This window comes from Stenotrophomonas sp. 10N36, from assembly GCF_056395005.1.
In genome coordinates, this window is the sequence record NZ_JBFTIS010000018.1 from 1 (window position 1) to 26474 (window position 26474).

General features: G+C 67.8%; 23 protein-coding genes and 4 tRNA genes. 10 read left to right on the plus strand and 17 right to left on the minus strand.

Annotated features, from left to right (window positions below; all coding sequences use genetic code 11):
- The 6 genes from AC1DCJ_RS16225 to AC1DCJ_RS16250 all read right to left on the minus strand — a co-directional run.
- Positions 1 to 356, minus strand: a 356-nt coding sequence (locus AC1DCJ_RS16225) for a GTP-binding protein (RefSeq protein WP_478071395.1), incomplete at its 3' end; no start/stop codon positions are given.
- A gap of 40 nt (positions 357 to 396) precedes the next feature.
- Positions 397 to 472 (minus strand) — tRNA-Thr (locus AC1DCJ_RS16230).
- Between the two features lie 47 nt (positions 473 to 519).
- Positions 520 to 593, minus strand: a tRNA-Gly gene (locus AC1DCJ_RS16235).
- 28 nt (positions 594 to 621) lie between these two features.
- A tRNA-Tyr gene (locus AC1DCJ_RS16240) sits at positions 622 to 707 on the minus strand.
- 138 nt (positions 708 to 845) lie between these two features.
- On the minus strand, positions 846 to 1859 hold the full coding sequence (locus AC1DCJ_RS16245) for an isoaspartyl peptidase/L-asparaginase family protein (RefSeq protein ID WP_478071396.1): 1014 nt from the start codon (positions 1857 to 1859) through the stop codon (positions 846 to 848).
- Positions 1860 to 1980: 121 nt separating this feature from the next.
- A complete protein-coding gene (locus AC1DCJ_RS16250; protein ID WP_137191264.1) occupies positions 1981 to 2952 on the minus strand; it encodes a cyanophycinase in 972 nt (323 codons plus the stop codon).
- A gap of 198 nt (positions 2953 to 3150) precedes the next feature.
- Here AC1DCJ_RS16250 and AC1DCJ_RS16255 point away from each other — a divergent pair, with 198 nt between their 5' ends.
- Positions 3151 to 5901 carry a TonB-dependent receptor plug domain-containing protein gene (locus AC1DCJ_RS16255; protein ID WP_478071397.1) on the plus strand — a complete coding sequence of 917 codons (2751 nt, stop codon included), beginning with the start codon at positions 3151 to 3153 and terminating at the stop codon, positions 5899 to 5901.
- Positions 5902 to 6563: 662 nt separating this feature from the next.
- A complete protein-coding gene (locus AC1DCJ_RS16260; RefSeq protein WP_478071398.1) occupies positions 6564 to 7601 on the plus strand; it encodes an NAD(P)/FAD-dependent oxidoreductase in 1038 nt (345 codons plus the stop codon).
- Positions 7602 to 7700: 99 nt separating this feature from the next.
- Here the strand turns inward: AC1DCJ_RS16260 and ychF are convergent, their stop codons facing one another.
- The 8 genes from ychF to AC1DCJ_RS16300 all read right to left on the minus strand — a co-directional run bounded on the left by ychF (position 7701) and on the right by AC1DCJ_RS16300 (position 14630).
- Entirely contained in the window at positions 7701 to 8792 is a 1092-nt protein-coding gene (gene ychF / locus AC1DCJ_RS16265) for a redox-regulated ATPase YchF (RefSeq protein WP_038690322.1), read from the minus strand.
- 52 nt (positions 8793 to 8844) lie between these two features.
- Positions 8845 to 9423 (minus strand): aminoacyl-tRNA hydrolase, encoded by a 579-nt coding sequence (gene pth, locus AC1DCJ_RS16270; protein ID WP_313247261.1) that lies wholly within the window; start codon positions 9421 to 9423, stop codon positions 8845 to 8847.
- An 81-nt stretch (positions 9424 to 9504) separates the two neighbouring features.
- Positions 9505 to 10119, minus strand: a complete 615-nt coding sequence (locus AC1DCJ_RS16275; RefSeq protein ID WP_137190963.1) for a 50S ribosomal protein L25/general stress protein Ctc — start codon at positions 10117 to 10119, stop codon at positions 9505 to 9507.
- A 109-nt stretch (positions 10120 to 10228) separates the two neighbouring features.
- Positions 10229 to 11188, minus strand: a complete 960-nt coding sequence (locus AC1DCJ_RS16280; protein ID WP_038692467.1) for a ribose-phosphate diphosphokinase — start codon at positions 11186 to 11188, stop codon at positions 10229 to 10231.
- Positions 11189 to 11321: 133 nt separating this feature from the next.
- A tRNA-Gln gene (locus AC1DCJ_RS16285) sits at positions 11322 to 11398 on the minus strand.
- 9 nt (positions 11399 to 11407) lie between these two features.
- Positions 11408 to 12277 carry a 4-(cytidine 5'-diphospho)-2-C-methyl-D-erythritol kinase gene (gene ispE / locus AC1DCJ_RS16290; protein ID WP_478071399.1) on the minus strand — a complete coding sequence of 290 codons (870 nt, stop codon included), beginning with the start codon at positions 12275 to 12277 and terminating at the stop codon, positions 11408 to 11410.
- Complete coding sequence (gene lolB / locus AC1DCJ_RS16295; protein ID WP_478071400.1) at positions 12274 to 12936, minus strand: lipoprotein insertase outer membrane protein LolB; 663 nt, start codon at positions 12934 to 12936, stop codon at positions 12274 to 12276. Before lolB ends, ispE begins: the two co-directional genes overlap by 4 nt.
- Positions 12933 to 14630 (minus strand): tetratricopeptide repeat protein, encoded by a 1698-nt coding sequence (locus AC1DCJ_RS16300; protein ID WP_141059628.1) that lies wholly within the window; start codon positions 14628 to 14630, stop codon positions 12933 to 12935. Before AC1DCJ_RS16300 ends, lolB begins: the two co-directional genes overlap by 4 nt.
- 64 nt (positions 14631 to 14694) lie before the next feature.
- On the opposite strand from AC1DCJ_RS16300, the gene hemA reads away from it, so the two are divergent.
- Genes hemA through ppk2 form a run of 5 tightly spaced genes read left to right on the plus strand, consistent with a single transcriptional unit; the run spans position 14695 to position 19933 of the window.
- Positions 14695 to 15978: a glutamyl-tRNA reductase gene (hemA, locus tag AC1DCJ_RS16305; RefSeq protein ID WP_038690334.1), complete on the plus strand. Its 1284-nt coding sequence runs from the start codon at positions 14695 to 14697 to the stop codon at positions 15976 to 15978.
- Positions 15956 to 17041 (plus strand): peptide chain release factor 1, encoded by a 1086-nt coding sequence (prfA, locus tag AC1DCJ_RS16310; protein WP_137190967.1) that lies wholly within the window; start codon positions 15956 to 15958, stop codon positions 17039 to 17041. The genes hemA and prfA overlap by 23 nt, the downstream gene beginning before the upstream one ends.
- 2 nt (positions 17042 to 17043) lie before the next feature.
- Complete coding sequence (locus tag AC1DCJ_RS16315; protein ID WP_478071401.1) at positions 17044 to 18741, plus strand: O-linked N-acetylglucosamine transferase, SPINDLY family protein; 1698 nt, start codon at positions 17044 to 17046, stop codon at positions 18739 to 18741.
- Positions 18742 to 18764: 23 nt separating this feature from the next.
- Positions 18765 to 19103 carry a hypothetical protein gene (locus tag AC1DCJ_RS16320; protein WP_478071402.1) on the plus strand — a complete coding sequence of 113 codons (339 nt, stop codon included), beginning with the start codon at positions 18765 to 18767 and terminating at the stop codon, positions 19101 to 19103.
- 50 nt (positions 19104 to 19153) lie between these two features.
- The gene (gene ppk2, locus AC1DCJ_RS16325; protein WP_478071403.1) at positions 19154 to 19933 is read left to right on the plus strand and encodes a polyphosphate kinase 2; all 780 of its coding nucleotides are present in this window, start codon (positions 19154 to 19156) and stop codon (positions 19931 to 19933) included.
- Between the two features lie 479 nt (positions 19934 to 20412).
- Here the strand turns inward: ppk2 and AC1DCJ_RS16330 are convergent, their stop codons facing one another.
- Together AC1DCJ_RS16330 and AC1DCJ_RS16335 are read right to left on the minus strand one after the other, a co-directional pair.
- Positions 20413 to 20988, minus strand: coding sequence for a TlpA family protein disulfide reductase (locus AC1DCJ_RS16330; protein ID WP_478071404.1), 576 nt, complete (start codon positions 20986 to 20988; stop codon positions 20413 to 20415).
- Positions 20985 to 22259, minus strand: a complete 1275-nt coding sequence (locus AC1DCJ_RS16335) for a YihY family inner membrane protein (RefSeq protein WP_038690345.1) — start codon at positions 22257 to 22259, stop codon at positions 20985 to 20987. Before AC1DCJ_RS16335 ends, AC1DCJ_RS16330 begins: the two co-directional genes overlap by 4 nt.
- Positions 22260 to 22342: 83 nt before the next feature.
- On the opposite strand from AC1DCJ_RS16335, the gene wrbA reads away from it, so the two are divergent.
- The 3 genes from wrbA to AC1DCJ_RS16350 all read left to right on the plus strand — a co-directional run bounded on the left by wrbA (position 22343) and on the right by AC1DCJ_RS16350 (position 23854).
- Complete coding sequence (gene wrbA, locus AC1DCJ_RS16340; protein WP_137190973.1) at positions 22343 to 22933, plus strand: NAD(P)H:quinone oxidoreductase; 591 nt, start codon at positions 22343 to 22345, stop codon at positions 22931 to 22933.
- On the plus strand, positions 22930 to 23265 hold the full coding sequence (locus tag AC1DCJ_RS16345; RefSeq protein ID WP_141059634.1) for a DUF2069 domain-containing protein: 336 nt from the start codon (positions 22930 to 22932) through the stop codon (positions 23263 to 23265). The genes wrbA and AC1DCJ_RS16345 overlap by 4 nt, the downstream gene beginning before the upstream one ends.
- A gap of 103 nt (positions 23266 to 23368) precedes the next feature.
- A complete protein-coding gene (locus AC1DCJ_RS16350) occupies positions 23369 to 23854 on the plus strand; it encodes an asparaginase domain-containing protein (RefSeq protein WP_038690351.1) in 486 nt (161 codons plus the stop codon).
- A 651-nt stretch (positions 23855 to 24505) separates the two neighbouring features.
- Here AC1DCJ_RS16350 and AC1DCJ_RS16355 read toward each other — a convergent pair.
- Positions 24506 to 26251, minus strand: a complete 1746-nt coding sequence (locus tag AC1DCJ_RS16355) for a S8 family peptidase (RefSeq protein WP_038690355.1) — start codon at positions 26249 to 26251, stop codon at positions 24506 to 24508.
- Positions 26252 to 26474: the final 223 nt, after the last annotated feature.

Consider the following 26474-nt stretch of genomic DNA (forward strand, 5'->3'; position numbering starts at 1 on the left):
TGCTCGCGGGTCTGCGGCATCGGGCCGTCAGCAGCGGAGCAGACCAGGATCGCGCCGTCCATCTGGGCGGCACCGGTGATCATGTTCTTGACGTAGTCAGCATGGCCCGGGCAATCCACGTGGGCGTAATGACGCTCGGTGGATTCGTATTCGACGTGCGCGGTCGAGATCGTGATGCCACGTGCCTTTTCTTCCGGCGCGGCGTCGATCGAGGAATAATCCTTGAACTCGCCACCGAAGCGCTCAGCACCGATCTTGGTCAGTGCGGCGGTCAGCGTGGTCTTGCCGTGGTCGACGTGACCGATGGTGCCGACGTTGACGTGCGGCTTGGTGCGCTCGAACTTACCCTTGGCCATGGCTGCTTATCTCGAAATCGTCTGAATGGTGGCACTTAGATGGTGCTCACGAAAGGAATCGAACCTTCGACCTCCTCCTTACCAAGGAGGTGCTCTACCGACTGAGCTACGTGAGCGAGTTTTGTATTATGGCACGAATTTGATTAGATTCAAACTCATTCAATGGAGCGGGAGACGGGGATCGAACCCGCACCATCAGCTTGGAAGGCTGAGGTTCTACCATTGAACTACTCCCGCATCGGAAGCCTTTGCCACAACATGAAACTGGTGGAGGGAGGTGGATTCGAACCACCGAAGGCGTAAGCCAGCAGATTTACAGTCTGCCCCCGTTGGCCGCTTGGGTATCCCTCCTTACCACCCTGTCCCGTGGCGCCGAAGCGTTTTCGGTGTGGGGTGGAAGAGCCGTGAATTTTGGGGATAAACAGGCACTCTGTCAACACTCTTTTTCAACTTTTTCACACGAAGTGCAAAAAGCCCTGACGTGGCGGGCTATTGCCCGGGCAGCGGCAGCGATTCGTCGGCGAAGATGGCCACGTGCGGCACGCCATCGGCGCCGATCCAGCCCCGATACATGCCCTGCGTATTGAACGGCGCGGCAACGCGACCGTCTGCCGCGAGCACGATCGCACCGCCGTCGCCACCGAGCGCGGGAATGCGCTCGTTGATCACCGAACGCCCCGCTTCCGCCGGCCCCTGCTTGAGGTACTGCATGCGTGCGCAGATGTCATGCGCGGCCGCCGTGCGGATGTAGTACTCGCCCCAGCCGGTACCCGACACTGCACAGGCGGCGTTGGCATAGGTGCCGGCGCCGATGATCGGCGAATCGCCCACGCGACCGTAGCGCTTGTTGGTCATGCCACCGGTCGAGGTGCCCGCGGCAAGATGGCCGTTTGCATCCAGCGCGACCGCGCCGACGGTACCGAAGTGGCGCGCGGTTTCCAGGTCGGCGTGCGCCTGGCCGCTGGCCTCTTCCTTGAGCGCCTTCTGCAGCTGCTGCCAGCGTTTTTCAGTGCGGAAATAGGCCGGATCGACCACCGCGATGCCCTGGCTGGCGGCGAAGGTTTCCGCGCCCTGCCCCACCATCATCACGTGCGCGGAGTGCTGCATCACCGCTTCGGCCAGCAGTATCGGGTTGCGCACCCGCTGCACGCCCGCCACCGCGCCGGCCTTCAGGGTGGCGCCGTCCATCAGCGACGCATCCAGTTCGTTGCGGCCGTCGTGGGTGAACACCGCGCCCTTGCCAGCATTGAAGGTGGGATCGTCCTCGAGCACGGTGATCGCCGCGGTCACCGCATCCAGCGCGGGTTTGCCGGCCGCCAGCGCCTGGTGGCCGCGGAGCAGCGCCTGGCGCAACGCGGCACGCGCGGCCTTCTCTTCTGCCGGGGTCAGGTCCTTGCGCTCCACCCCGGCGCCACCGTGGATGACCAGCACCGGTGCGGCGGCGGTGGCCGCCAGCGGCATCGACAGGCACAGCGACAACAGCAACGCGGTTGAACGGGACATGGGCGGCGCCGGCAGGTTGGGACGCCCATCATGGCCGCAGATGCGCGGTGGGGGTAGGGCCGCGCCCTGCCCTGTCGGCGCGCGTGCGCGGCCGGGGCATCCCACGACCAACGGGCGTGGGCTACCGGAGCTCGAGGCCGCCGTCGCGGATATCGGCGGTGACCTGGAAGGCCGCGTCGTCCACGCGGAACCCGTCCAGGTGCAGCAGGCTGCCACTGCCCACGCCGGTGACCGGGATGGCGTGGAAGTCGAGCGGTTCGCCATCGCGCAGGCGGTCGGCGGTGTGTCGCGGCATCACCAGCCAGGCGTAGCCGCCATTCCTGCTGAGCACGCGGCCGCGCCCATCGGCTTCCACGCACAGGGCGGTGTCCTCGTCCACGCCGATGCCCACCATGTCCTCGCGCCCGGCCTGTTGCGCCGCCCGGGCCACGAACACGATCAACCGGCCGAGGCGGTCGCGCTTGCCGAAATGGGTGTCGGTGACCACGTTGGACAGGTACGGCATGGTCAGGAAGTCGCTGTCCAGGGTGACCTCGCCCCCCATCGGATCGCGCAGCGCGCGGGCCGAGGTGATGCTGCCGCCATCCATCGCGCCGTAGCTGTAGCCGCCCAGAATGGCCAGGCCGGCGCTGGTGCCGGCGATCGGTCGGCCCGCGCGGACGTGCGCATTGAGCGCCGCGTTGAGCGCGGTGCCCTTCCAGAAGCGGATATAGCGGGACTGGTCGCCACCGGCGATGAAGATCGCATCGGCCGCCGCCACCACCCGCAGCACCGCCGGGTCATCGGCGCCCCGGCGGCTGTCGAAGACCACGGTCTGCACCGAGGCGGCCCCGCCGATATCGCGGTACAGGCGCTCCTGCAGATCGTCGGCGCCGGAGGCGCGCAGGATCACCACGCGCCCGTTCCCGGCGCGCTGCAGCCACCACTGGAAGGCCTCGGGAACCCATTCCCCCCCGCCCATCAGCATCATCGCCGGTTCGGTGTGGGCGGCCGGGGCGGCATCGAGATCGCCCACCTCGTAGTAGCGGTAGCCGGGGTCCAGGACGGACTGTGCGTGGCTGGGCAGGGCCAGACCGAGCAGCAGCCCCAGCATCGGCGCGAACGGGCGGAAAGCCTTGTGCACGTTGATCTCCCTGAACAAAAACCGGGTGTAAGCGCTTTCACTCTTTGCCAGAGAAATCGGTAGTGGTCAAGCCCGTAAAAAAGGCGTTAAATGCGCGCCGTCCATTCGCGAAATGTGAATGGGGGACAGGCCTCCCTCGAGGCCGGCACTTTCTTCTCGAGAATTCTCATGCGTAAACAGGCGATGGCGTGGTCGATCCAGCTGGCGTTGATGGGTGTGGCCGCAACCGCAGGTGCCCAGGCGCCGGCCGCGTCCGGGGTGCAGCAACTGGACACGGTGCAGGTCACCGGTTCGCGCATTCCGCGCGCCCAGGTCGAGGGCCCGGCCCCGGTCACGGTGATCACCGCCGAGCAGATCCAGGCCAGCGGCTTCACCAGCGTGCCGGACGTGCTGCGGTCGATGTCCCAGAACGGTGGTGAGACCCAGAGCCAGCAGTCCTCCAGCGGCGCCGACTTCTCGCCGGGTGCGCAGCAGGTCGACCTGCGCGGGCTGGGCCCGAACCACACCCTGGTGCTGGTCAATGGCCGCCGCATCGCCGACTTCCCCATGCCGTTCCAGGGCCGCAGCAACTTCACCGACGTCTCCAACATCCCGATCGGGATGATCGAGCGGATCGAAGTGCTCACCGGCAGCGCCTCGGCCATCTACGGCTCGGACGCGATTGCCGGGGTGGTCAACTTCATCCTCAAGAAGCACGTGGATGGCACCACGGTGGACGTGCGGATGGGCACGGCCACCGAAGGCGGCGCCGATTCGTTCGACATCAGCCTGGCCAGCGGCTTCGATGCCGGTCGTTTCAGTGCGGTGTACAGCCTGGAACTGCAGTCGCAGACGCCGCTGTGGGCCTACGAGCGCAGCCAGCAGGATTCCACCCTGGACGCCCCCACCGAGAGCGCCCGCGCCGCGCGCCGCGCCTACCTGCGCACCGATTACAACGACGATTACCTGGACCCGGGCCAGGCCACCTGCGATGCGCTGGCCGGCCAGAACCGCGGCAGCACCCAGTATGCCGAGCGCCCGCGCTACGGCTTCTACTGCGGCAGCGACCGGTCGATCGGCTACGGCACGATCCTGAGCAAGCGCCGCGGCGTGAACGGCTACGCCTCGCTCAACTATGCCTTCGACAATGGCACCCAGTGGTTTGCCGACGTGCAGATGGGCTACCACGACATCGCGCTGATGCGCGACGTGACCCAGTGGGGCCGGATGGCCGCCGACGGCAACGAAGACGGCTACTTCTACAACCAGGCCACCGACCAGGTGGAGTTCTGGCAGCGCCAGTTCTCGCCCGAGGAAATGGGCGGCCTGCGCAACGGCATGATCCGCAGCACCCAGAAGACCTTCAGCGTGACCACCGGCTTCAAGGGCAGCCTGGGACCGAATTGGGACTACGAAGCCTCGCTGAGCCATTCGCAGTACCAGTCGTCGATCCGCTGGCCGCAGATCATCGCGTCCAAGGCCAACGCGCTGTTCCTGGGCGAGCAGCTGGGCGAGTACACCGATGACGACGACAACGTGTTCCCGGTGTTCAACGCCGATCCGGCGCGCCTGTACCGGCCGCTGAGCCACAGCGAGTACGATTCGATCGCCGCCAAGACGACCTACACGCCGAAGTCGCGCACCGATACGGCCGCACTGACCCTGACCAACGGCGAGCTGTTCGAACTGCCGGGCGGCAAGGCCGGGTTCGCCGCCACCGCCGAGTTCGGCAACCAGTCCTACGCGCTGAACCCCGATCCGCTGGCGACCGGGTACTACTACTACAGCTGGAAGGACTCGGACGGCCATGGCAGCCGCAACCGCTGGGCCACCGCGGCCGAGCTGCGCCTGCCGCTGCACGACACGCTCAACGTGAGCGTGGCCGGTCGCTACGACCAGTACCGCTACTCGGGCAACAGCATCGGCAAGGCGACCTGGAGCGGCGGAATCGAGTGGCGCCCGATCGACAGCCTGCTGGTGCGGGGTTCGTACGGCACCGCGTTCCGCGCGCCGGACCTGCACTACGTGTACGCCGGGCCGGGCAACGATGAAACCAGCAACAACGATTACTACGCCTGCCAGCTGGACGCCGCGGATGATTGCTCGGACTACGAAGAGAACCTGATCCGCACGCGCGAGGGCAACCGGAAGCTCGACCCGGAGACCAGCACGTCGTGGAGTGCCGGGTTCGTGTGGTCGCCGGCGGTGGGCCTGGACCTGTCGGTGGACTGGTTCGACATCGACATGCGCGACCAGGTGCAGGACATGGACGTGGGGACGATCCTGCGGGATGAGGCGGCTTGCCGTCTGGGCGGCGCCGACGCGACGTCGCCGACCTGCGTGGACGCGATCAGCCGGGTGACGCGGACCAGCGACGGCCGCCTGTACGGGGTACACGTGAATCCGATCAACATCGCGCGCGAGACCACGCAGGGTATCGATGTGGGCGTGCGTTACCGGCTGACGACGGGGATCGGCGATTTCATCCTGAGTGGCAACCACACCTGGGTGAAGACGCATGATTTCCAGCAGTTCGACGGCGATGTGGTGGAGGACAAGTTCGCGGTGAACAGCGGGTTCGACATTCCGCGCACCAAGACCAGCGCCAGCATCACGTGGGAGAACGATGCGTGGTCGGCGACGCTGTACGGGTCACGGCTGGGCAAGCTGCCGACCTACGACAGCTATGACGAGAGTTTCGACCCGGAGAGCGGCGACAGCCCGTGGATCGGGGCGACGTACCGGTACAACGTGTCGGTGCAGTACCGCGTGGACGACCATTCGCGCCTGTCGCTGTCGGTGGTGAACGTGGGCAACAAGATGCCGCCGAAGGACGCGACCTATACGTCCTACCCGTACTACGACGTGTCCTGGTTCGATACGGTGGGTCGTACGATCAACCTGCAGTACACGCACAAGTTCGGCGGCACGGCGCTGTAAGCGGCGCGGTTGCAGCGGATGCGGGCGAAAAGACGGAGGCAGTGCCTCCGTCTTTTTTTTGGCGATGCACTTCCCAAGCGACAAGGCACAAGCGATCACGGTGTGCTGGCGCCTGCGCGGGGCAGGTGGCCATGCAGAGACCCAAACAGGTAGTGCCGGCCGCTGGCCGGCTCCTCGGAATCCAGAAAGCGTCCTGTACGGTTCTCCACACCCGACGTGGAGAGGCGTGGGGGTTTGGTGTGGACAAGTAGGTGCAAGCCAACCACCGCAACGCTTTCTGGACGTGGTGATTTTTTGTCCACGCGCGTGTGGGGTTTTCCACATCGTACGTGGAGAGCGATGGGGGTTTGCTGTGGACAACCCGGCGCGAGCGATACACTGCAAGGGTTTCCAGCAGTGGTCATAAATTGTCCACGTGGCTTGCGGGGTGGGTGTGCGGGTTGCCGGCCAGCGGCCGGCACTACCGGGGTCGGGGTTTTCCACATGGGGCGTGGAGAGCGGTGGGTGTTTGTTGTGGACAAGTGGGTCGGAAGCACACGCGGCAAGGGTTTCCGGGCGTGATCAAATAATCACCACCACGTGCTTGCCACCGGACAACCTGTCGCAGAGTGGCTACCCATCCCGACTATGCTGCGTTCCCCCTTATCGATGGAGAGCACCGCGTGCGCAAAGGCAATCCCCGCATCGCCGTTGTCGGTGCCGGCATCATTGGCGCCTCTGTGGCATGGCACCTGACGCGCGCGGGTGCAGCCGTCACGGTGCTGGAGCGCAGCGCCACTGCGTCGAGCGGCGCGACCGGCAGCTCGTATGGCTGGGTAGGTACGGGCAGCATGCTGCCGGGCGATTCACCGTCGCGTTTTGCCATGATCCGCGACGCCTTGCCGGAATTTGCCCGGCTGGCGAACGCGCTGGGGCCATTACCGATCGCGGCGCGCGGTGCGCTCGTATGGTCCGGCACGGACGCTGAAACCGACGCGTTTGTAACCCAGCAGCGAGAGGCCGGTATCGGTATCGAGCTGCTGGATGGCGCAGGAATCACGGCACTGGAGCCGCATCTGAAGGCGCCGGCACTGGCCGCATGGGTGCCCGGGGATGTCGCCCTCGAACCCGCCCTGCTGACCGCACAGTTGCTGGCCAGTGCACAGGCATCGGGCGCACGCGTTGCCTTCGATCAGGAGGTATCGGCCATTGAGACACGCAACGGCCGGGTTACCCGGGTGGTGACAGCGGAAGGGTCGCATGCCGTGGACGGCGTGGTGCTTGCCAATGCTGCCAGCGCCGTGCCCCTGGCGGCACGCCTGGATATCCACCTGCCCGTGCATGAGGCGCCCGCCGTAGTGCTGGAGTTCGATGCACTGCCCGGGCGTCTCCATCACCTGCTGTGCGCCGCAGACCACGAAGTCCGGCCGCGTCTCGGCGGTGGACTGCTGGTTGCGGCCGACATGCCCGTCGAGGGCGACGCCGGGCTGGATCGCCTGGCCCGTCAGTGCATGGCCGATACGCAGGCCCTGCTCACTGCCCCTGCCGGGCTGGTGTTGCGCTCGGTGAGGGCCGTGCAACGGCCACTGACTGCCACGGGCATGCCGATCCGGGGTTTCATGCCGGGCATTGACGGTCTCTACGCTGTCATAGGCCACCCGGGCGTCATGCTGGCGCCTTGGTTGGGCCGGCTGGCCGCGCAGGAGATCGTTGCCGATTGAGCGCGGATACGGGGTGCTTCCGCGAGGTGGTATGCGCGGGCAAAGAAAAGGCCCCGCGCTGCGGGGCCTCTCTTGTACCGGCATCAACGTGCGATGCAATCAGACGTTGAAGCGGAAGTGCAGGATGTCGCCTTCCTGGACGCGGTATTCCTTGCCTTCCAGACGCAGGCGGCCGGCTTCCTTGGCACCCGCTTCGCCCTTGTACTTGATGAAGTCGTCATACGCGATGGTTTCAGCGCGGATGAAGCCTTTCTCGAAGTCGGTGTGGATCACGGCGGCAGCCTGCGGGGCGGTGGCGCCCTTGCGCACGGTCCAGGCACGGACTTCCTTCACGCCTGCGGTGAAGTAGGTCTGCAGACCCAGCAGCTGGTAGGCGGCGTAGATCACGCGGTTCAAGCCCGGCTCGGACAGACCGAGGTCGGCCAGGAACGTGTCGCGGTCTTCGTCGTCCAGCTGCGACAGCTCTTCTTCGATGGCCGCCGACACCGGCACCACCTGCGCGCCTTCGGTGGCGGCGCGGGCGCGTACGGCGTCCAGGTGCGGGTTGTTCTCGAAGCCGTCTTCCAGCACGTTGGCGATGTACATGACCGGCTTGAGGGTGAGCAGGAACAGGTCGCGGACCAGCGCCTTCTCTTCCTCGTCCAGGCCTGCCGAACGACCGGCCTTGCCGTCGGCCAGCGCGGCCTGCAACTTGGCCAGCACCGGCTTGCGGGCCGCCGCTTCCTTGTCGCCCCCCTTGGCGGCGCGCTCGGCGCGGTTCAGCGCCTTCTCGACGCTGTCCAGGTCGGCCAGGGCCAGCTCGGTGTCGATGGTGTCGATGTCCGACAGCGGGTCGACCTTGTTGTTGACGTGGATGACGTCGGCGTTTTCGAAGCAGCGCACCACGTGGGTGATCGCATCCACTTCACGGATGTGGGCCAGGAACTTGTTGCCCAGGCCTTCACCGCTGGCGGCACCGGCCACCAGGCCGGCGATGTCGACGAACTCGACCGCGGTCGGGATGACCTTCTGCGGGTTGATGATCGCGGCCAGCTCGTTCAGGCGCGGATCCGGCACCGGCACGATGCCGACGTTCGGTTCAATCGTGCAGAACGGGAAGTTGGCCGCGGCGATGCCCGCCTTGGTCAGCGCATTGAACAGGGTCGACTTGCCGACGTTGGGCAGACCGACGATGCCGCATTTGATACCCATCTTTGACAACCTCTGGGGTGGTAGGTACCGACCGTTGGTCGGTACACCGTGGTTATTTCGGGGTGTGGAGGCGCTTCATCGCCTCACTGTAATCGCCGGATACCGCCAGCGGCAGCACGTCGATCGCATCTTCGATGGCACGACCGATCAGCACATCATCGTCTTTGCTGGCACGCCCCAGCACCCACGGGACCACGCGGTCCTTGTGGCCGGGATGGCCGATGCCGATGCGCAGGCGGTGGAACTTGCCGTGGCCGAGCAGGCGAATGGTGTCGCGCAGGCCGTTCTGGCCGCCATGGCCACCGTCGAACTTGAGCCGTGCCACGCCGGGCGGCAGGTCCAGCTCGTCGTGCGCCAGCAGGGTTTCTTCCGGTTCGATCTTCCAGAAGCGCTGCGCGGCGGTGACCGATTTGCCACTGAGGTTCATGAAGGTGGCGGGCTTGAGCAGCCACACCGATTGCCCGGCGATGTCGACCTTGGCGGTCTCGCCGAACAGCTTGCTGTCCACGCTCCAGCGCGCGCCGGCCTGTTCAACCAGGGCGTCAATGAAACGAAACCCGGCATTGTGCCGGGTCTGGGCGTGCTCGGGTCCGGGATTGCCCAGACCAACGATCAATCGCAATCCTGTCATCACTCTTCTTTCGTCGGTACCGGCCCTGTGCCGGCACATACAGAAACGGCGCCTGCCCCGAAGGACAGGCGCCGCAATCACTTACTCTGCAGCCGGCGCTTCGTCGGCAGCTTCTTCCTTGCCGAGCTTGGCGGTGACGATCGCGTCGTCATGGTCCTTGCCCTGGGCCAGGGCCGGGATCTCGACGCCCTTCGGCAGCTTGATGTCCGACAGGTAGATCACATCGCCAGCCTTCAGGTCGGCCAGGTCGACGTCGATCGATTCCGGCAGGTCCTTCGGCAGGCAGGTGACGGTCACTTCCTTCAGTTCGTGGGTGACCACGACGTCGGCAGCCTTGCCAGCCGGCGAGGTGTCTTCGTTGACGAAGTGCAGCGGGACGTTGGCGGTCAGCGCTTCGTTCTCGTTCACGCGCAGGAAATCCAGGTGGATGATCAGCTGCTTGAACGGGTGGCGCTGCATGTCACGCAGCAGGACCTTGGTGATCTGGCCATCCAGGTTCAGGTCCAGGATCGACGAGTAGAACCACTCGTTCTGCTGGGCAAGCCAGGTGGCGTTGTGGTCCAGGTTGATGTTGATCGGAGCGGCGTCGCCGCCGTAGACGACGGCCGGGATCACGCCGGCGTGACGCAGGCGGCGGCTCGCACCCTTGCCCTGCACGTCACGAGCGGTGACCTTGATTTCATGGGTCTTGGACATTGTATTGACTACCAGTTGGTGCCTTGCCGGATGGCTTGGCGATGAAGGGCACGTCCGCGACCAGACGTACCCGGGGCCCGCCCACCGTTGCCGGCGGGCGGAAAAAAAATCAGTCCACGTACAGCGAGCTGACCGACTCGCCGAAGGCGATGCGGCGCATCGTTTCGGCCAGCATTTCCGCCACGCTGAGCTGGCGGATCTTGCTGCACACCCGCGCCTCTTCACGCAGCGGGATGGTGTCGGTCACCACCAGCTCATCGAGCTGGGAGTTGTTGATGTTGTCCACCGCCGGGCCCGAGAGCACGGCGTGGGTGCAGTACGCGGCCACCTTGAGGGCGCCACGCGCCTTCAGCGCCGCGGCAGCCGCACACAGGGTGCCGGCAGTATCGACGATGTCATCGACCATCACGCAGGTCTTGCCTTCGACGTCACCGATGATGTTCATCACGGTGGAGACGTTGGCGCGCGGACGGCGCTTGTCGATGATCGCCAGGTCCGCATCGTCAAGCCGCTTGGCCACCGCACGTGCGCGCACCACGCCGCCCACGTCCGGGGACACCACGATCAGGTTTTCCGTGCCGTAGGCGCGCCAGATATCGGCGAGCAGCAGCGGCGAGGCATATACGTTGTCGACCGGCATGTCGAAGAAGCCCTGGATCTGGTCGGCATGCAGATCCACCGTCAGCACCCGGTCTGCGCCCACGGCACTGAACATCTTGGCGGCCACCTTGGCGGTGATCGGCACGCGCGAGGAGCGCATGCGGCGATCCTGGCGCGAGTAGCCGAAGTACGGCACCACCGCGGTAACACTGTTGACCGAGGCGCGCTTGAGCGCATCGATCAGCACCAGCAGCTCCATCAGGTTCTCGGCGCTCGGCGCGCAGGTCGGCTGGATCACGAACACGTCCTGCTTGCGGACGTTTTCCTCGATCTCGACCTGGACTTCACCGTCGGAGAAGCGCGATACCAACGCCTTGCCCGGTCGCACCCCCAGTTCCTTGCAGATGCTCTGCGCAAGGCGCTTGTTGGCGTTGCCGGAAAATACCAGCAGGTTGGGGTGATCTTGCATCATGACGGTCTCGGGCGGGAGCGATTGGAGAACTCGGCCGCCGGCACCCTGGAGTGTCTGCGGTGACAACACCGCGGATCATCGGCCGTGCCCGCGCAGGCATGCGCATGGGAACGCGGCTGACATCCGCAAGTGGCAGGGGCGGGAGGATTCGAACCTCCGAATGCCAGGATCAAAACCTGGTGCCTTGGGCCTCTTGGCGACGCCCCTGCATCAAAATCAATAACGCTCGAGTACATCAAGCAGTGGCGAGCGCTCCACGCCCGCAGCCACCCATGCCCGCAGTTCTTCCGGCAACTGCGCCAGGCCCTGCTCTGCAGCAGCGCGCGTGGCGAAGGCGACGAAACAACCGCTTCCCGACCCGGTGAGTCGTGCCCGGCCGATCCTGCTCAACGCTGCAAACGCTGCCTCTACGGCAGGTTCGCGACGGCGCAGTACCGGCTCGAACGCATTCCCGAGCAAAGACCCGGAAGCGAAGTCCGCTATTTTCGCCACTGGGGCGTCGCGCGTCAAATGCGGATCTGCAAAAAGTCCGGCGGTCGGGGCGTGCACCCCCGGATCGGCGACCACATACCAGGCCGGCGCGAGGGCAATCGGGGTGAGCTGCTCGCCCACCCCGTCGGCCCAGGCGTTGTGCCCACGGACGAAAACCGGCACGTCCGCGCCCAGCTGCAGCCCCAACGCGGCCAGCGCATCGACGTCCAGGCCGGCGTTCCAGAGGCGGTTCAAGCCCACCAGCACGGTGGCGGCATCGGACGACCCACCACCGAATCCACCACCGGCCGGAATGTGCTTTTCCACGCCGATATCGGCGCCTTGGGCGACATTGGCGACGCGTTTGAGCAACAGCGCGGCCCGAACCGCCAGGTCATCGGCCTCGGCCACGCCCGCCAGCGAGGGGCCATCGCGGCGCACCTGGCCGTCTTCACGCACGCGCAGCCGGATCTGGTCGCCCCACGCCAGCAGCGCGAACACGGTCTGCAGCTGGTGGTAGCCATCGGGCCGGCGGCCGGTGATGTTCAGGAAAAGATTGAGCTTGGCCGGGGCCGGCCACTGCGACCAGCCCGCGTTCAGGTCCGGAGCGCTCATGGACGGCCGAGTGTCCAGCTGTCGACGACCACGCGCACTTTGGCGTCGCCGCTGGTCGCTTCGATCCGCCGCGGCAGCACCGGGCGGTCGCCCTCGGCCGGGTACCAGTCCAGGTACTGGATCTGCCAGCCCATCTGTTCGACCCGACGCGGCCGACCGTCGCCGTCGCGCTCGACGCGCTCGGCGGCGCCGGTGTCATCGGCGACCAGACCGCGCACCCAGTCGGGCAGCTGGTTGACCGGGATGTCCCAGCCGGTCGCCTCCAGCAGCACCTGCTGGGCGTCCTCGCCTTCACGCGGACCGCCCTCCAGGCCTTCCAGACGCCCGCCTTCGTGGTGGCTGTCGCCGGTCAGCTTCCAGCTCTGGCGGGTGACCGGTGCACTCAGTTCGACCACGTAGCGGCGCACATCCTGCTGCCAGTCGATGCGCCCGTTACCGCCGTTGCGTCCCTTGTTGACCGCGACGCGGCCCTGGAAGCTCCACTGCGGCTGCGCGCGGACGGCGGCCACGCGAGCCGCCTCGGCTTGCTCGGCCTCGGCCGATACGGTGGTCACCACGGTGGGCGCGGCCGGGGCCTTGCGCTCGTCCAGCGACACGCAGGCCGACAAGGATGCGGCCATCGCCAGCGTGGCGCCGGCCTTGAACAGGTTCAACGTCATACGCCGTATTTCTCGATCACGCGCTGCAGGGCGCGGTTGTCAGGGTCCAGTTTGCGTGCCTCGTCGAGGAAACGCCGTGCCTCGTCCTTGCGGCCCAGCACCCAGAGCACCTCGCCGACGTGCGCGGCGACCTCGGCGTCCTTGCTCAGGGTCCAGGCGCGGCGCAGCTGCACCAGCGCTTCTTCATTGCGGCCCAGGCGATACAGCACCCAGCCGTAGCTGTCGACGATGGCCGCGTTGTCCGGCTCGGCAACGCGGGCGCGGTCGATCAGCTCCAGCGCTTCCTGGTAGCGCTGGGTGCGGTCGGCCAGGGTGTAGCCCAGCGCATTGAGCGCGGCCACGTTCTCCGGGTCGGTGACCAGGATCTTGCGCAGGTCGGCTTCGGCGCGCGGCACATCGTCGCGGCGCTCCCAGGCCAGGGCGCGGGCGTACAGCAGCGCGTTCTCGTCCGGGTAGGCGGCCAGGCCACGGGCCAGGGCGTCCAGCTCACCGGGCAGGTCGTCGCCGCGCTGGCGCAGTTCGGCCTCCAGCAGGTAGGCATCGCGCCGGGCTTCATCGTCGACGGTGGCGTCGGACTGGATGGCATGCACTTCGGCGAACGCCTTGTCCGGGCGGCCCGCGTCGTACTGGGCGTTGGCCGCGCGCAGGCGCGCTTCCGGCAGTTCCTCGCCCCCGGGCACGCTGTGGTACCAGTCCACCGCTTCGGCCGGGCGCTTGAGGTACTCGGCGATCTTGCCCAGCAGCAGGCGCTGGGCGGGGTCGGGCTTGGCGGCCTTGGCCGACAGGTCCTTGTAGAGCAGCAGCAGGCCCGCGTCGTCCTTCTGCTTGGCCAACAGCGAGGCACGCATGCCCCAGGTCTGCACGTCCTGCGGGCCGACGGCCAGCACGCGCGCGGCCGAGCGCGGATCGCCGAGGGTGTCATAGGCGATGGCCAGCGCGTTGCGCAGGTCCGGGTCCTGGCGGCTCTTGGGCTCGACCCCGCGCAGCAGCGCCAGCGCGTCCTCCTGCTTGCCTGCCTGGGCGAGCTGGCTGGCATTCAACAGCGCCACGCGCGGTTCGTTCGGGAAGCGTTTGACCACTTCGTCGACCATCCGCTTGGCCAGGTCCGGGCGCTCCATGCGCATGGCCAGGCGGCCCAGCTCCTGCCAGACCTCCAGTTGATCGGGAATCGCGTTGTCGTCCACCAGCCCGCCCAGCACCTGGGCCGGCACGGCGGGGTCGCGCCCGCCGCCGATCAGCGCGGCGATGGCGAACTTCCAGCCGCGTGGGTCCGGGTCCTTCAGCAGCGCTCCGAGCTCAGTGCGCGCGCCGGCGATGTCGGCCTTGCGCATGTCCAGCGCGGCGGCGGCGCTGCGCATGGCCAGGCTGCGCGGGGCGCGGGCCTCCCACAGCGCCAGCGCCCGGGCCGCGCGCTTGTCGTCGTCGGCCAGCATGGAGATGCGGGTGGCGCGCTCGGCCAGCCCGGCGTCGTCGGTGCCGGCCTCGGCCGCCTCCAGGTACCAGCGCGCGGCGTCGCCGAGCTTGCCGGCCTGCAGGGCGAACTCACCGGCCATGACCGGGGTCAGCGGCGCGGTCGGGGCGGCCGCAGCCTTGGCGGCCGGGGCTGCAACGGGGGTCGGCGCCGGCGCTGCCAGGGCGTTGGCGACGGACAAGGACAGCAACAGAACGCTGGAGATGCGAATCAATGCGGGCATCGGGGGCTTCTGGCCTTAAAATGACGACTTGAATGGCCAGCAGCTTATCGCAAGCAACTGAACAATGACCCTGTGGGTGCTCGGACTGAATCACCAGACCGCGCCAGTGGAACTGCGCGAACGCGCGTCCTTTGGCGGCGACGCCCTGCCCCAGGCATTGGCGTCGCTGCGCGATACCCCGCAGGTCGCCGAGGCGGTGCTGCTGTCCACCTGCAACCGCACCGAGCTGTATGCCGTGGCCGAGTCCGGTGACGCGCTGGCGCAGTGGCTGGAATCCCACGCCGGGCAGCTGCACGGCTATCTGTACCAGCACGCCGACGCCGACGCGGTGCGCCACCTGTTCCGGGTGGCCACCGGGCTGGACTCGATGGTGCTGGGCGAGCCGCAGATCCTGGGCCAGGTCAAGGACGCCTGGGCCATCGCACGTGACCACGGCCTGCTGGGCCAACGCCTGGACCGGCTGTTCCAGCAGACCTTCTCGGTGGCCAAGCGCGCGCGTACCGATACCCGCGTGGGTGCCAACCCGATCTCGGTGGCCTCCACCGCGGTGCGCCTGGCGCAGAACTCGTTCGCACGGCTGGAAGACTCCACCGTGCTGCTGGTGGGCGCCGGCGAAACCATCGAACTGGCCGCCCGCCACCTGAGCGAAGGCAAGGTGCGCCGCCTGCTGGTAGCCAACCGCACGCTGGCCCACGCCCAGGAACTGGCCAGCCGGCATGGCGGCGTGGCCCTGCCGCTGAGCGAACTGGAGCGCCACCTGGGCGAGGCCGACGTGGTGTTTTCGGCCACCGCCGCACGCGAGCCGGTGATTGCCCGCGCGCACGTGGCCGCCGCGCTGAAGGCCCGCAAGCACAAGCCGATGCTGCTGTTCGACCTGGCCGTGCCGCGCGATATCGAGGCGGGGGTGGGCGAGCTGCCCGACGCGTTCCTGTATACCGTGGACGATCTGGAACGGGCGGTCGAAGACAACCGCCGCAGCCGCCGCGAGGCCGCTGCCGAAGCCGAAGCGATCATCGAGCTGCAGGTGGCCCGCTTCGTGGAAACCCTGCAGGCCAGCGCCCACCAGGCGCCGCTGCGGCAACTGCGCGCGTACGGCGAAGCGACCCGCGTGGAAATGCTGGAGAAGGCCCGCCAGCAGCTGGCCCACGGCAAATCGCCGGACGAAGTGCTGGAACTGCTGGCCCATGGCCTGACCAACCGCCTGCTGCACCCGCCCACCGCCGCGCTGCGCGCCGCGGCGCTGAGCGGCGATACTGAGCTGACCCGCGCCGCCGAGCGCCTGTTCCCGGCCAAGCCGGGCTACCAACATCCTGCTGTGAAGACTGATGACGCCGACCCTGCGCCGTAAGCTGGAAGCGCTGGCCGAACGCCGCGAAGAACTGGAACGCCTGCTTGCCGACCCGGCCGTGGTGAACGACAACGATCGTTTCCGCGCGTTCTCGCGCGAGTTCGCGCAGTTGCAGCCCATCGCCACGGCCCTGGCCGACGAAGCCCGTGCGCTGGCCGACCTGGCCGCTGCCGAAGCCATGCGCAGCGACCCGGACCTGCGCGAGCTGGCCGAAGAAGAAATCACCGCCGCCCAGCAGCGCCTGCAGCAGCTGGACCAGGAACTGGCGCTGCTGCTGGTGCCACGCGACCCGCGCGACGACGGCAACCTGTTCCTGGAAGTGCGCGCCGGTACCGGGGGCGACGAGGCCGCGATCTTCGCCGGCGACCTGTTCCGCATGTACGCCCGCTACGCCGAGCGCCAGGGCTGGAAGGTGGAGATCGAATCGGACAGCCCCGGCGAACACGGCGGCTACAAGGAAATCGTGGCCCGCGTAGTCGGCCGCGGGGCTTATTCCAAACTGAAGTTCGAGTCCGGGACGCACCGCGTGCAGCGCGTGCCGGCCACCGAATCGCAAGGCCGCATCCACACCTCGGCGGCAACGGTGGCGATCATTCCCGAAGCCGACGAAGTCGATGACGTGGTGATCAACCCGGCCGACCTGCGCGTGGATACCTTCCGCTCGTCCGGCGCCGGTGGCCAGCACGTCAACAAGACCGAATCGGCGATCCGCATCACCCACGTGCCGTCCGGGGTGGTGGTGGAATGCCAGACCGAGCGCAGCCAGCACGCCAACCGCGACAAGGCGATGAAGCGCCTGAAGGCCCAGCTGCTGGATGCCGAACGCAGCAAGCAGGCCGCAGCCACGGCCGAAAGCCGCCGGCTGCAGGTGGGCAGCGGCGACCGCAGCCAGCGCATCCGCACCTACAGCTTCCCCCAGGGGCGCATCACCGACCACCGCGTGGAAGGGCTGACCCTGTACGACCTGCCCAACATCATCGCCGGCGAGCTGGACACGCTGGTGGAACGGCTGATCCACGAGCACCAGGCCGACGAGCTGGCGCAGCTGGCGGCGGGCACCTGACCATGGACGCGGACCGGCAGCAGCTGCGCCTGGCGGTGCAACGCCAGCCGGCCGATTTCATCGCCTGGGTCATGCTGGCCGATGCCGAACTGGAGGCCGGCGATGTAGCGGCCGGCGAGCACGCCGCCACGCGTGCCCTGCAGTTGCGCGACCGCCACCCCGAAGCGCTGGCCCGGCTGGGCCGTGCACGCTGGATGCAGACGCGTCACGCCGAGGCGGCGGCCCTGCTGCGCCAGGCATCCGACAGCGCACCCCAGCACCCCGGAATCGCCCTGTGGCTCGGCCACGCGCTGGAGGATGCCGGCCAGCCGGAGGCCGCCGCCGACGCCTACCGGCATGCGCATACGCTGCTGCCGGGTGAGCCCTACATCACCGCCCAGCTGCTCAACTGGCAGCGCCGGCTGTGCGACTGGCGCAACATCGAGCGCCTGTCGGCGCAGGTGCGCCAGGCCGTCGCTCAGGGCCAGGCCGCGGTCGAGCCGTTCGCATTCCTGAGTGAAGACGGCAGCGCCGCCGAACAACTGGCCTGCGCGCGGCAACGCGCGGCGGCCATCCGCGCCAGCGTGACGCCGTTGCCGGCGACCACGGTGCGCCGCCAGGGCCGCCTGCGCGTTGGCTTTCTGTCCAACGGCTTCGGCGCACATCCCACCGGGCTGCTGATCGTGGCACTGCTGGAACAGCTGGCCGCCGCCGGGCGCCTGGACCTGCACCTGTTCGCGCTGACCGGCGACGATGGCAGCGCCATCCGCGCACGCCTGCAGGCGGCCGCCACGCAGGTGCACGCGGTGGGCGCACAGTCGCACCAGCAGATCGCCGCGCGCATCCGGGACACCGCCATCGACGTGCTGTTCGATCTGCGTGGCTGGGGCGGCGGCGGTACCCCGCAGGTGCTGGCGATGCGCCCTGCCCCGGTCCAGGTGAACTGGCTGGCCTATCCGGGCACCTCCGGCGCGGACTGGATCGACCATGTGCTGGCCGATGCCTTCGTGCTGCCCGCGCCGCTGGCGGCCGGATTCAGTGAACAGGTGCGGTACCTGCCGCGGGCGTTCCAACCGTCGGACAACACCCGCGTGCTCGCCGCGCCGCCGTCGCGCGAAGCGTGCGGGCTGCCGGCACAGGGCGTGGTGCTGTGCTGCTTCAACAACAGCTACAAGCTCAACCCGCGCAGCGTGCAGCGGCTGTTCGCGGTGCTGCACGGCGTGCCCGGCAGCGTGCTGTGGCTGCTGTCCGGCCCGGGCAACGCCGATGCGCGACTGCGCAGCGCGGCGCGCCAGGCGCAGCTGGATCCGGCACGGCTGGTGTTCATGCACAAGCTGCCGCACCCGGACTATCTGGCGCGCTACCAGCACGCCGATCTGTTCCTGGACACCCACCCCTACAACGCACACACCACCGCGTCCGATGCGTTGTGGGCTGGCTGCCCAGTGCTGACCTGCCCCGGGGCGACGTTTGCCTCGCGCGTGGCGGGCAGCCTCAACCACCACCTCGGCCTGGCACACATGAACGTGGCCGACGACCGCGCCTTCGTGGCCACCGCCATCGCGTTGGGCAACGATGCCCCGGCGCTGCAGGCGCTGCGCGCGGAACTGGCGCTGCGCCGCGACGACAGCGGCCTGTTCGACATGGCCGGGTTCGCCCGTGACTTCAGCGCCGTGGTGGAAGACCTGGCGCGCGAACGCGGTTGGCAGGGCGCGGCGTGACATCCGGCGCGGGATCGCCACGTGTGCTGTCGCTGCTGGAAGAGCAGCGCGCGCGGGCGGTTGCGATGCTGCGCGACACGGCTGGCGACCCTGACGCGTTGGCGTGGAAGGCCGAGCTCGACCTGGCCATCGCCCGCCTGCAGTGGTGCACACAGCATGCGATCGACGGTCGTGCCGTGGCCACGGTGCTTCCCTGGCCGGCCGACGCGTTCGGGTCGTTTGCCGTGGTCGAATGTAACGACGAGGGCGAGCCGGTGGCGGACCGCATGCTGCAGAGAGCTGGCGAACCGGTGGTGCTGATGCCGGGCGACCTCCTCGTGCACCGGCCGCGTGCGCTACCCGGCGACGGCGACAACGGCTGAACCTTCGCTGCGCTAGGCTCGGGGTTCCCAACGATGACCGAGGCACGTGGATGGGCAAGCTCAAGCGCAAGGAGTACGAGGCCCTGCTGGAACCCATGCAGCTGGAGCTGATCGCGATGGCGCGCTGGGTGCAGCACACCGGGCAACGCGTGCTGGTGCTGTTCGAAGGCCGCGATACCGCCGGCAAGGGCGGTGCGATCCAGGCCATCGCCGAGCACCTCAATCCGCGCCAATGCAAGGTGGTGGCGCTGCCCAAGCCGACCGACCGCGAAAGCACCCAGTGGTATTTCCAGCGCTATATCGCGCACCTGCCGGCCGGCGGCGAGATCGTGCTGATGGACCGCAGCTGGTACAACCGCGCCGGGGTCGAGCACGTGATGGGCTACTGCAGCGAACCGGAGTACACGGCGTTCCTGGCCCAGGCGCCGGTGGTCGAGAAGCTGCTGGTGGATGATGGCATCCTGCTGTTCAAGTACTGGCTGGGCGTGGACCAGGCGCAGCAGGAAAAACGGTTTGCCGAGCGCCACCTGGACCCGCTCAAGGGCTGGAAGCTGTCGCCGGTGGACCTGGAGTCACGCAGCAAGTACAGCGCCTACACCGACGCGCGCGAAGCGATGCTGCGCGCGACCCACCGTGACGAGGCGCCATGGACGCTGGTGGACTTCAACGACCAGAAGCGCGGCCGGCTGGCGCTGATCCGCAACCTGCTCGACCGCCTGCCCGATACCCGCGTGGACGAACCGGAACTGGCGCTGCCGCCGCTGAAGGGCAAGCTGCACAAGGAGCAGTTCGGGGTGCTGCCGCCGATCGAGGGATTCGAGATCCCGTAACGCCGCGCCCTCACGTAGAGCCGGGCTCTGCCCGGCTGCCGCGCGGTGACCCGGCGCCGGTGCGATCAACGCATCGCCATGCGCCCGGGACCTGCCGCATCGCGACGAAACGTAGTGCCGGGCTCTGCCCGGCAGCTTCGAAGGAGCGCCACGGACACCTGCTGCGCGTGCATCGCCCTGAACAGCAGCCGGGCAGAGCCCGGCTCTACGCGCGTGGTGCGGCAGGTCATGGGCGCATGGCGATGCGTTCAACGTCATGGCGCGTACATACCCCGCGGCGCGGCAGAGCCCGGCTCTACGTGGGGTGCGGCATGTCATGGGCGCATGGCGATGCGTTCAACGTCATGGCGCGTACATACCCCGCGGCGCGGCAGAGCCCGGCTCTACGCGCGTGGTGCGGCAGGTCATGGGCGCATGGCGATGCGTTCAACGTCATGGCGCGTACGTACCCTGCGGCGCGGCAGAGCCCGGCGCTACGCTCAACCTTCCTTGATGCGCGCTTCAATGTCATGCGCGGTGACCGGGCCGAGGAACTCCTTGGCGACCTTGCCGTCGGGCGCGATCAGGTAGGTCAACGGCAGGCCGCGCGGGATGGCGAAATCCTCGGGCGGGTTGTAGGTGTCCACGATGACGATGGGATAGGTCACCGGGCGCTTTTCAAGAAACGCCTTCATCTCGGCCGGCTCGATGTCCTCGTACGCCAGGCCGACCACCTCGATCTCCGTGCGCATTGCGTGCAGCGCCGACAGCTCCGGCATCTCCTTGCGGCACGGCGCGCACCAGGTGGCCCAGAAATTGACCACCACCCACTTGCCGCGATGAGCCGCCAGGTCGTAGGTGCTGCCATCCAATGCAGGCAACGTCAGGGTGGGTCGTTCGACGGTCTTGCGGTCGGTCGGCGCGACCTCATCGGTCGCCGGCGTGGCCGGCTCTGCGACGGCGGCAGGAGGCGTGGCCGGTGCGGACGCGGGCGCGGTGGCATCCGGCTGCACGGGCTTGTTGCAGGCGGCCAGGGCCAGCAGGCCCACGGCCAGCAGCAGGGGCTTGGCGGTCATGGTGTATCTCCGGGGGTCGAATAGATATCGCTGACGCGGCGCTTGAGCAGTTCGCGCAGCGGCAGCCGCAAGGCATCCAGCGCCAGGACGGAGGCCTGGCCCAGGCTGTCGTCGCGGTACGGCAGGTAGGCTTCGCGGACCGGGATGCGCATCTGCGTGGTTTCGTACAGGTCGGACAGGGTGAGCTTGTCCAGGTCGCGCGCCAGCAGCCATTCGCCGCGCTCGTCGCGCCGTACCACGCGGATGGCCTCCAGGTCGCACAACATGGTCTGCAACAGCGAATCGGTCAGCATGGGCTCCAGCCGCAGGATCTCGTCATCGTCCAGGCTGTGGCCTTCGGCCCGGGCCTGCTGGAACCGCCCGATCAGGCGCAGCAGGCCATAGATCTCATAGCCGGTGGGCAGGCGCAGCTCGGCCGGCTGGTAGCGGAAGGCGGCGATCGAGGACGCCAGCGAGGCCCCCAGCAGCACCGACACCCAGCACAGGTAGATCCACAGCAGCAGGATCGGCACGAACGCGACGGTGCCATAGAGCTTCTGGTAGGACTGGAAGCTGCCCAGGTAGGCGCCCATGCCCCACTTCACCAGTTCCAGCATTACCGCCGCCAGGATCGCGCCGGGAATGGCATGCCGCCACTTCACCGTGTGGTGCGGCACCACCCGGTAGACCAGCGTGATGCAGACGAACTCGATCAGGATCGGCGCCACGGTCAGCGAGAAATTGGCCAGCCAGCGGCCTTCGCTGGTGCCGAACAGGGGCAGCGCGAACACCCGCGCCGATACCGCCAGCGAGGCGGCGGCCAGCATCGCGCCCAGGGTCAGCACGGTCCAATAGACCAGGAAGCGGGTCAGCTTGGGCCGGGTGGAGCCCACGCGCCAGATCTGGTTGAAGGTTTCTTCCACGCTGTTGAGGGTGATCAGCAGCGACACCACCAGCGCGATGAAACCGGCGGCGGTGAGCTGGCCGGCACTGGCCGAGAACTGGCGCAGGTAGCCTTCGGCGGCGCGCGCGGCGTTGGGCACGAAGTTGGAGAACACGTAGTCGCTGAGCTGGTCGCTCCAGCGGTCGAACACCGGAAACGCCGACAGCACGCCGAAGACCACGATGGCCAGCGGCACCAGCGCGAACACGGTGGTGTAGGCCAGCGAGGCCGCGGCCTGGAACAGGCGGTCGTCCAGGAAGCGCCGCCAGAGGAAGCGGCCGAAGCTGGCGGCACGCTTGCGATCGCGCACGCGCTCCATCCAGAGGTTCACGGTGTCGAGGGGTTCCATCGGCGCAAGGGTACCCGAAGAGGGGTGTGCGGGACTGCATCGCATCGCCATACTGGCCGCTGGTCCGGATGAGATGACGCGCGATGGCGGAAATACTGGTGCTCTACTACAGCCGCGGTGGTTCGGTGGCCCGGCTGGCCCGCCAGATCGCACGGGGCATCGGCGAGGTGCCGGGCATGAGCGCGCGGCTGCGCACGGTGCCGCCGGTGGCGGCGGTGACGCAGACTGCCCGCCCGCCGGTACCCGAGGATGGCGCGCCCTACGTGGACATCGGCGATCTGGCCGAGTGCGACGGCCTGATCCTGGGCAGCCCGACCCGTTTCGGCAACATGGCCGCGCCGGTGAAGCATTTCCTGGATGGCCTGGGCGCCGAATGGGTCAATGGCACGCTGGCCGGCAAACCGGCCGCGGTGTTCACCTCGACGGCGTCGTTGCACGGTGGCCAGGAATCGACGCTGCTGTCGATGCAGGTGCCGCTGTTGCACCATGGCTGCCTGATCGTGGGCATTCCGTTCACCGAGCCGGCGCTGAGCCACACCACCACCGGCGGTACGCCGTACGGCGCCAGCCACGTTGCAGGGGCCGACGACAACCCGGTGCCGAGCGAGGATGAGGCGATCCTGGCGCGCGCGCTGGGCCGGCGCGTGGCCGACATCGCGCGGCGGCTGGCATGAACGGCCGCGCGCAGGACGCGATCCTGGCGCTGCTGCTGGTGGCGCTGGCGGCGGTGTATGCGCTGTGGTTCGCGCAGGACCGGCACTGGCTGGCCACGCAGCTGGTGTTCACCCTGCCGCCGCTGCTGCTGGCGCTGGGGGTATGGTTGCGGCGCGGGAAGGCGGCCTTCTGGGCGGGGGTGCTGGCGCTGTTCTGGTTCAGCCACGGGGTGATGAGCGCCTGGAGCCACCCGGAAACGGCCGGCTGGGCGTGGGCGGAACTGCTGCTGGCGCTGGCGGTGATCGGGGTGGGCAGCGGCCCGGGGCTGCGGCGTCGCTTCGCCAAGCGCTGACCGGTTGGCGGCCTGCGGCTGCGGGGCGGCGCTGGCGGTCGTATCATCTGCATCCCGGCGCGGGCTGCCCGCACGGTTCTGACCGCTATCCAGGAAGCCTGCAATGGACGAACTACTGATCATCACCACCGGTGGCACGATCGACAAGATCTACTTCGACGACAAGTCGGATTACCAGATCGGCGATCCGCAGATCGGGATGATCCTGCGCGAGCTGGGCGTGACGTTCCGTTTCAATGTGATTCCGATCCTGCGCAAGGATTCGCTGCACATCACCGATGAGGACCGGGAGCTGATCCGCGCGACCATCGCCGCGCAGCCGACCCGCCACGTGCTGGTGACGCACGGCACCGATTCGATGGTGCAGACCGGCCAGGTGCTGCGGAGCATCGCCGACAAGACGATCGTGATGACCGGCGCACTGAGCCCGGCCCGCTTCCGTGGTTCAGACGCGGAGTTCAACATCGGCTGCGCGATCGGCGCGGTGCAGTCGCTGGCCAGCGGTGTATACATCGCCATGAACGGCCGCATCTGGAACCCGGAGCACGTGCGCAAGAACGTCGCAGCGAACCGCTTCGAAGAAGCCTGATCGGAGGGAGGAGGTTTTTTTGGCGGCTGCCGGCAGAAGCTAATTCCAACGCCACTTCCAAAGCCACGTCTGGAGCAACATCGAAAGCGGCGCCGCCTGCGTTCCGGGCTGGGCGGGGGTGTGTGGGTTCGCGGGACACGCCGTAAATCCATCCCTGGAGGCTCGTGAGCGCCTTGCTCGTTTGTGCAGTCCTGCACAAACGGCAAGACCGGGGTTGGGCGTCCTGCCCAACCCGTCCGGCGCATGCGCCGGACCCATGGCGCCCAACGGTCCCGCAAACCCACACACCCCCGCCCTAGATAGTTGGCTGGTGGCCATGCAAGAGCAAAACACTGCCAAGCGAAGAGCGATGCCGCTTCTTCGTTGCGTACCAGCACACTGTCAAAGGCTGGGTACGGGTGGGTTGGCGGGACCGTTGGGCGCCATGGATGGCGCCCACGAGCCCCCATGGATGGGTTCACGGCGTGTCCCGCCAACCCACCCGTACCCGGCCAAGCCGGAGCAGGCACGAGCTCGCGGCAGTTGATCTTGATCCTGCTGCGGCAGTTGATCTTGATCCTGCTTCGGCTTTCAGCTTCTAAAAAAAAATACCCCCCCAAAAAAAACGCCCCGACCGAAGCCGGGGCGTGCCCATTGGAGAGGGATCTGGGCTCAGTACTGCGCGGTCAGGGTGACCCCGGAGAAGGTCGAATAGCCCTTCACCCGCACGTGCCAGGTACCGGCCGCCGGTGAAGTGATCGTGCAGGTCTCGTTGTTGCCGCTCAGGTACGGACGGCAGTTGTACACCGTGTCGGTCGGCGCGCTGCCCGAACGCACATACAGATCCGCATCACCACTGCCACCGGCGATGCTCACCTTCAGCTGCGAACGGCCCGACGGCACCACCACCGTGTAGGACAGCGACGCCCCGCTGGCCGCGCCCAGACCGCTCACCGGCACATTGTTCTGCAGCACCGTCCCCGTGCCCGGGTTCGGATTGGTCCCGCCCAGCGCCGCCGTGACCGCCGCATCGGCGTCCACGATGCCCGCGCCGCACCCACCGCTGCATGCGCCCGGCAATGCCCGCGCCGTGTTCTTCAGCAACGTCTCGATCGCCGCCGGCGTCAACGCCGTCGGTGCCACCGACTGCACCAGCGCCACCACGCCGGCCACGTGCGGCGCCGCCATCGACGTCCCGTTGTAGGACGCGTAGGACGCCGTGCCCGGCACCGTCGTGCCGCTGTTGAGCGTGGACAGGATCGCCTGGCCCGGCGCCGAAACATCGATGCCCGCACCGTAGTTCGAGAAGCTGGCGCGCGCGCCGGCCGACGTCGTGGCCGCCACCGCGATCACGTTGGCGCAGTTGGCCGGCACCGACGAAGACACGTTGGTGTTGCTGTTGCCCGCCGCCACCACCACCGTCGTGCCGCGCGACACCGCGCCGTTGATCGCGTTCTGGTAGGTGGTCGAGCAGGTGCCACCGCCGCCCAGCGACATGTTGATCACTTCGGCCGGGTTGGCATTGGCCGGCACGCCGCTGACCGTGCCGCCGGAGGCCCACACGATCGCATCGGCGATGTCGGAGGTGTAACCGCCGCACTTGCCGAGCACACGCACCGGCACGACCTTCGCGTTGAATGCCGTACCGGCCACGCCGGTGCTGTTGTTGGTCACCGCCGCGATGGTGCCGGCCACGTGGGTACCGTGCCAGCTCGAGTTCGACGCCGGAATGCCCGAGCCGCACTCGTTGGCGGCGTACCAGTCGCCTTCATCGTTCGCGTTGTTGTCACGGCCGCCACCATCGCGCGCCATCGCCGCGTCGCTGATGAAGTCATAGCCGGGCAGGATGTTGGCGTTGAGGTCCGGATGGTTGGTGATGCCGGTGTCGATCACCGCCACCACCACGCCGGTGCCGGTGGCCTTGTCCCATGCCGGGCGCACGTTGATCGAGGCGTTGCTGGTGCCGAAGCCCCACTGCTCGGACAGGCGCGCGTCGTTGGGCACCAGGGTGGCGTGCATCAGCTGATCGACTTCGACGTATTCCACGTTCGGGTCAGCCGCCAGGCGGCGCATCAGCAGTTCCGACTCGGCCGCATCCAGCGGACGGTCGGCCTTGACCACGGTCGGGCCGATGGCCAGCTGGCGCAGCTTCTGCAGGCCCAGCGCGCGACCCTGCGCAGCCGGTACGGCCGAGGCCGCCGCCTTCAACGAGCTGGCCAGTGCGGTCGGGGTGGCGACCAGGTTGGCGCCATCCTTGTATTTGACGATGAAACGCTGGTGCGTCGGTGCCGACGACAAGCCGCTCAGCTGCACATCGCCGGCGAATGCCGGGGCGGCCAGCAGCAGGGTGGACAGGACGGACGCGCCGAGTACAACCAATGCACGCTGACGCAAACGGGGTTGCGAATCATGAGACATCGGATTTCCCTTTCAGACTGTGGATGCCGCGAACGCGGCTGAATTTCCAGTCCCGACCCGGGGGCTGTTGAACGCGGTGGCGCGGATCGAGACCGGTTGTTGGATCGGTTCCCCTGAAATCAAACCGCCCATCGCGAACCTAGTGGGTCGCTGCAGGTTCAACAATGTTTCAGCCGCACTTCAGCGACATGAAATGTCGGATCTGAGACTTTCCGTGTCGAAG

Coding starts and splice junctions, on each gene's coding strand:
- AC1DCJ_RS16245 (WP_478071396.1), bottom strand. CDS start 1,859: ATGTCCCGTTCAACCGCGTTGCTGTTGTCGCTGTGCCTGTCGATGCCG.
- AC1DCJ_RS16250 (WP_137191264.1), bottom strand. CDS start 2,952: ATGCTGGGGCTGCTGCTCGGTCTGGCCCTGCCCAGCCACGCACAGTCC.
- AC1DCJ_RS16255 (WP_478071397.1), top strand. CDS start 3,151: ATGCGTAAACAGGCGATGGCGTGGTCGATCCAGCTGGCGTTGATGGGT.
- ychF (WP_038690322.1), bottom strand. CDS start 8,792: ATGGGTATCAAATGCGGCATCGTCGGTCTGCCCAACGTCGGCAAGTCG.
- pth (WP_313247261.1), bottom strand. CDS start 9,423: ATGACAGGATTGCGATTGATCGTTGGTCTGGGCAATCCCGGACCCGAG.
- AC1DCJ_RS16275 (WP_137190963.1), bottom strand. CDS start 10,119: ATGTCCAAGACCCATGAAATCAAGGTCACCGCTCGTGACGTGCAGGGC.
- AC1DCJ_RS16280 (WP_038692467.1), bottom strand. CDS start 11,188: ATGCAAGATCACCCCAACCTGCTGGTATTTTCCGGCAACGCCAACAAG.
- ispE (WP_478071399.1), bottom strand. CDS start 12,277: ATGAGCGCTCCGGACCTGAACGCGGGCTGGTCGCAGTGGCCGGCCCCG.
- lolB (WP_478071400.1), bottom strand. CDS start 12,936: ATGACGTTGAACCTGTTCAAGGCCGGCGCCACGCTGGCGATGGCCGCA.
- AC1DCJ_RS16300 (WP_141059628.1), bottom strand. CDS start 14,630: ATGCCCGCATTGATTCGCATCTCCAGCGTTCTGTTGCTGTCCTTGTCC.
- hemA (WP_038690334.1), top strand. CDS start 14,695: ATGACCCTGTGGGTGCTCGGACTGAATCACCAGACCGCGCCAGTGGAA.
- prfA (WP_137190967.1), top strand. CDS start 15,956: ATGACGCCGACCCTGCGCCGTAAGCTGGAAGCGCTGGCCGAACGCCGC.
- AC1DCJ_RS16315 (WP_478071401.1), top strand. CDS start 17,044: ATGGACGCGGACCGGCAGCAGCTGCGCCTGGCGGTGCAACGCCAGCCG.
- ppk2 (WP_478071403.1), top strand. CDS start 19,154: ATGGGCAAGCTCAAGCGCAAGGAGTACGAGGCCCTGCTGGAACCCATG.
- AC1DCJ_RS16330 (WP_478071404.1), bottom strand. CDS start 20,988: ATGACCGCCAAGCCCCTGCTGCTGGCCGTGGGCCTGCTGGCCCTGGCC.
- AC1DCJ_RS16335 (WP_038690345.1), bottom strand. CDS start 22,259: ATGGAACCCCTCGACACCGTGAACCTCTGGATGGAGCGCGTGCGCGAT.
- wrbA (WP_137190973.1), top strand. CDS start 22,343: ATGGCGGAAATACTGGTGCTCTACTACAGCCGCGGTGGTTCGGTGGCC.
- AC1DCJ_RS16345 (WP_141059634.1), top strand. CDS start 22,930: ATGAACGGCCGCGCGCAGGACGCGATCCTGGCGCTGCTGCTGGTGGCG.
- AC1DCJ_RS16350 (WP_038690351.1), top strand. CDS start 23,369: ATGGACGAACTACTGATCATCACCACCGGTGGCACGATCGACAAGATC.
- AC1DCJ_RS16355 (WP_038690355.1), bottom strand. CDS start 26,251: ATGTCTCATGATTCGCAACCCCGTTTGCGTCAGCGTGCATTGGTTGTA.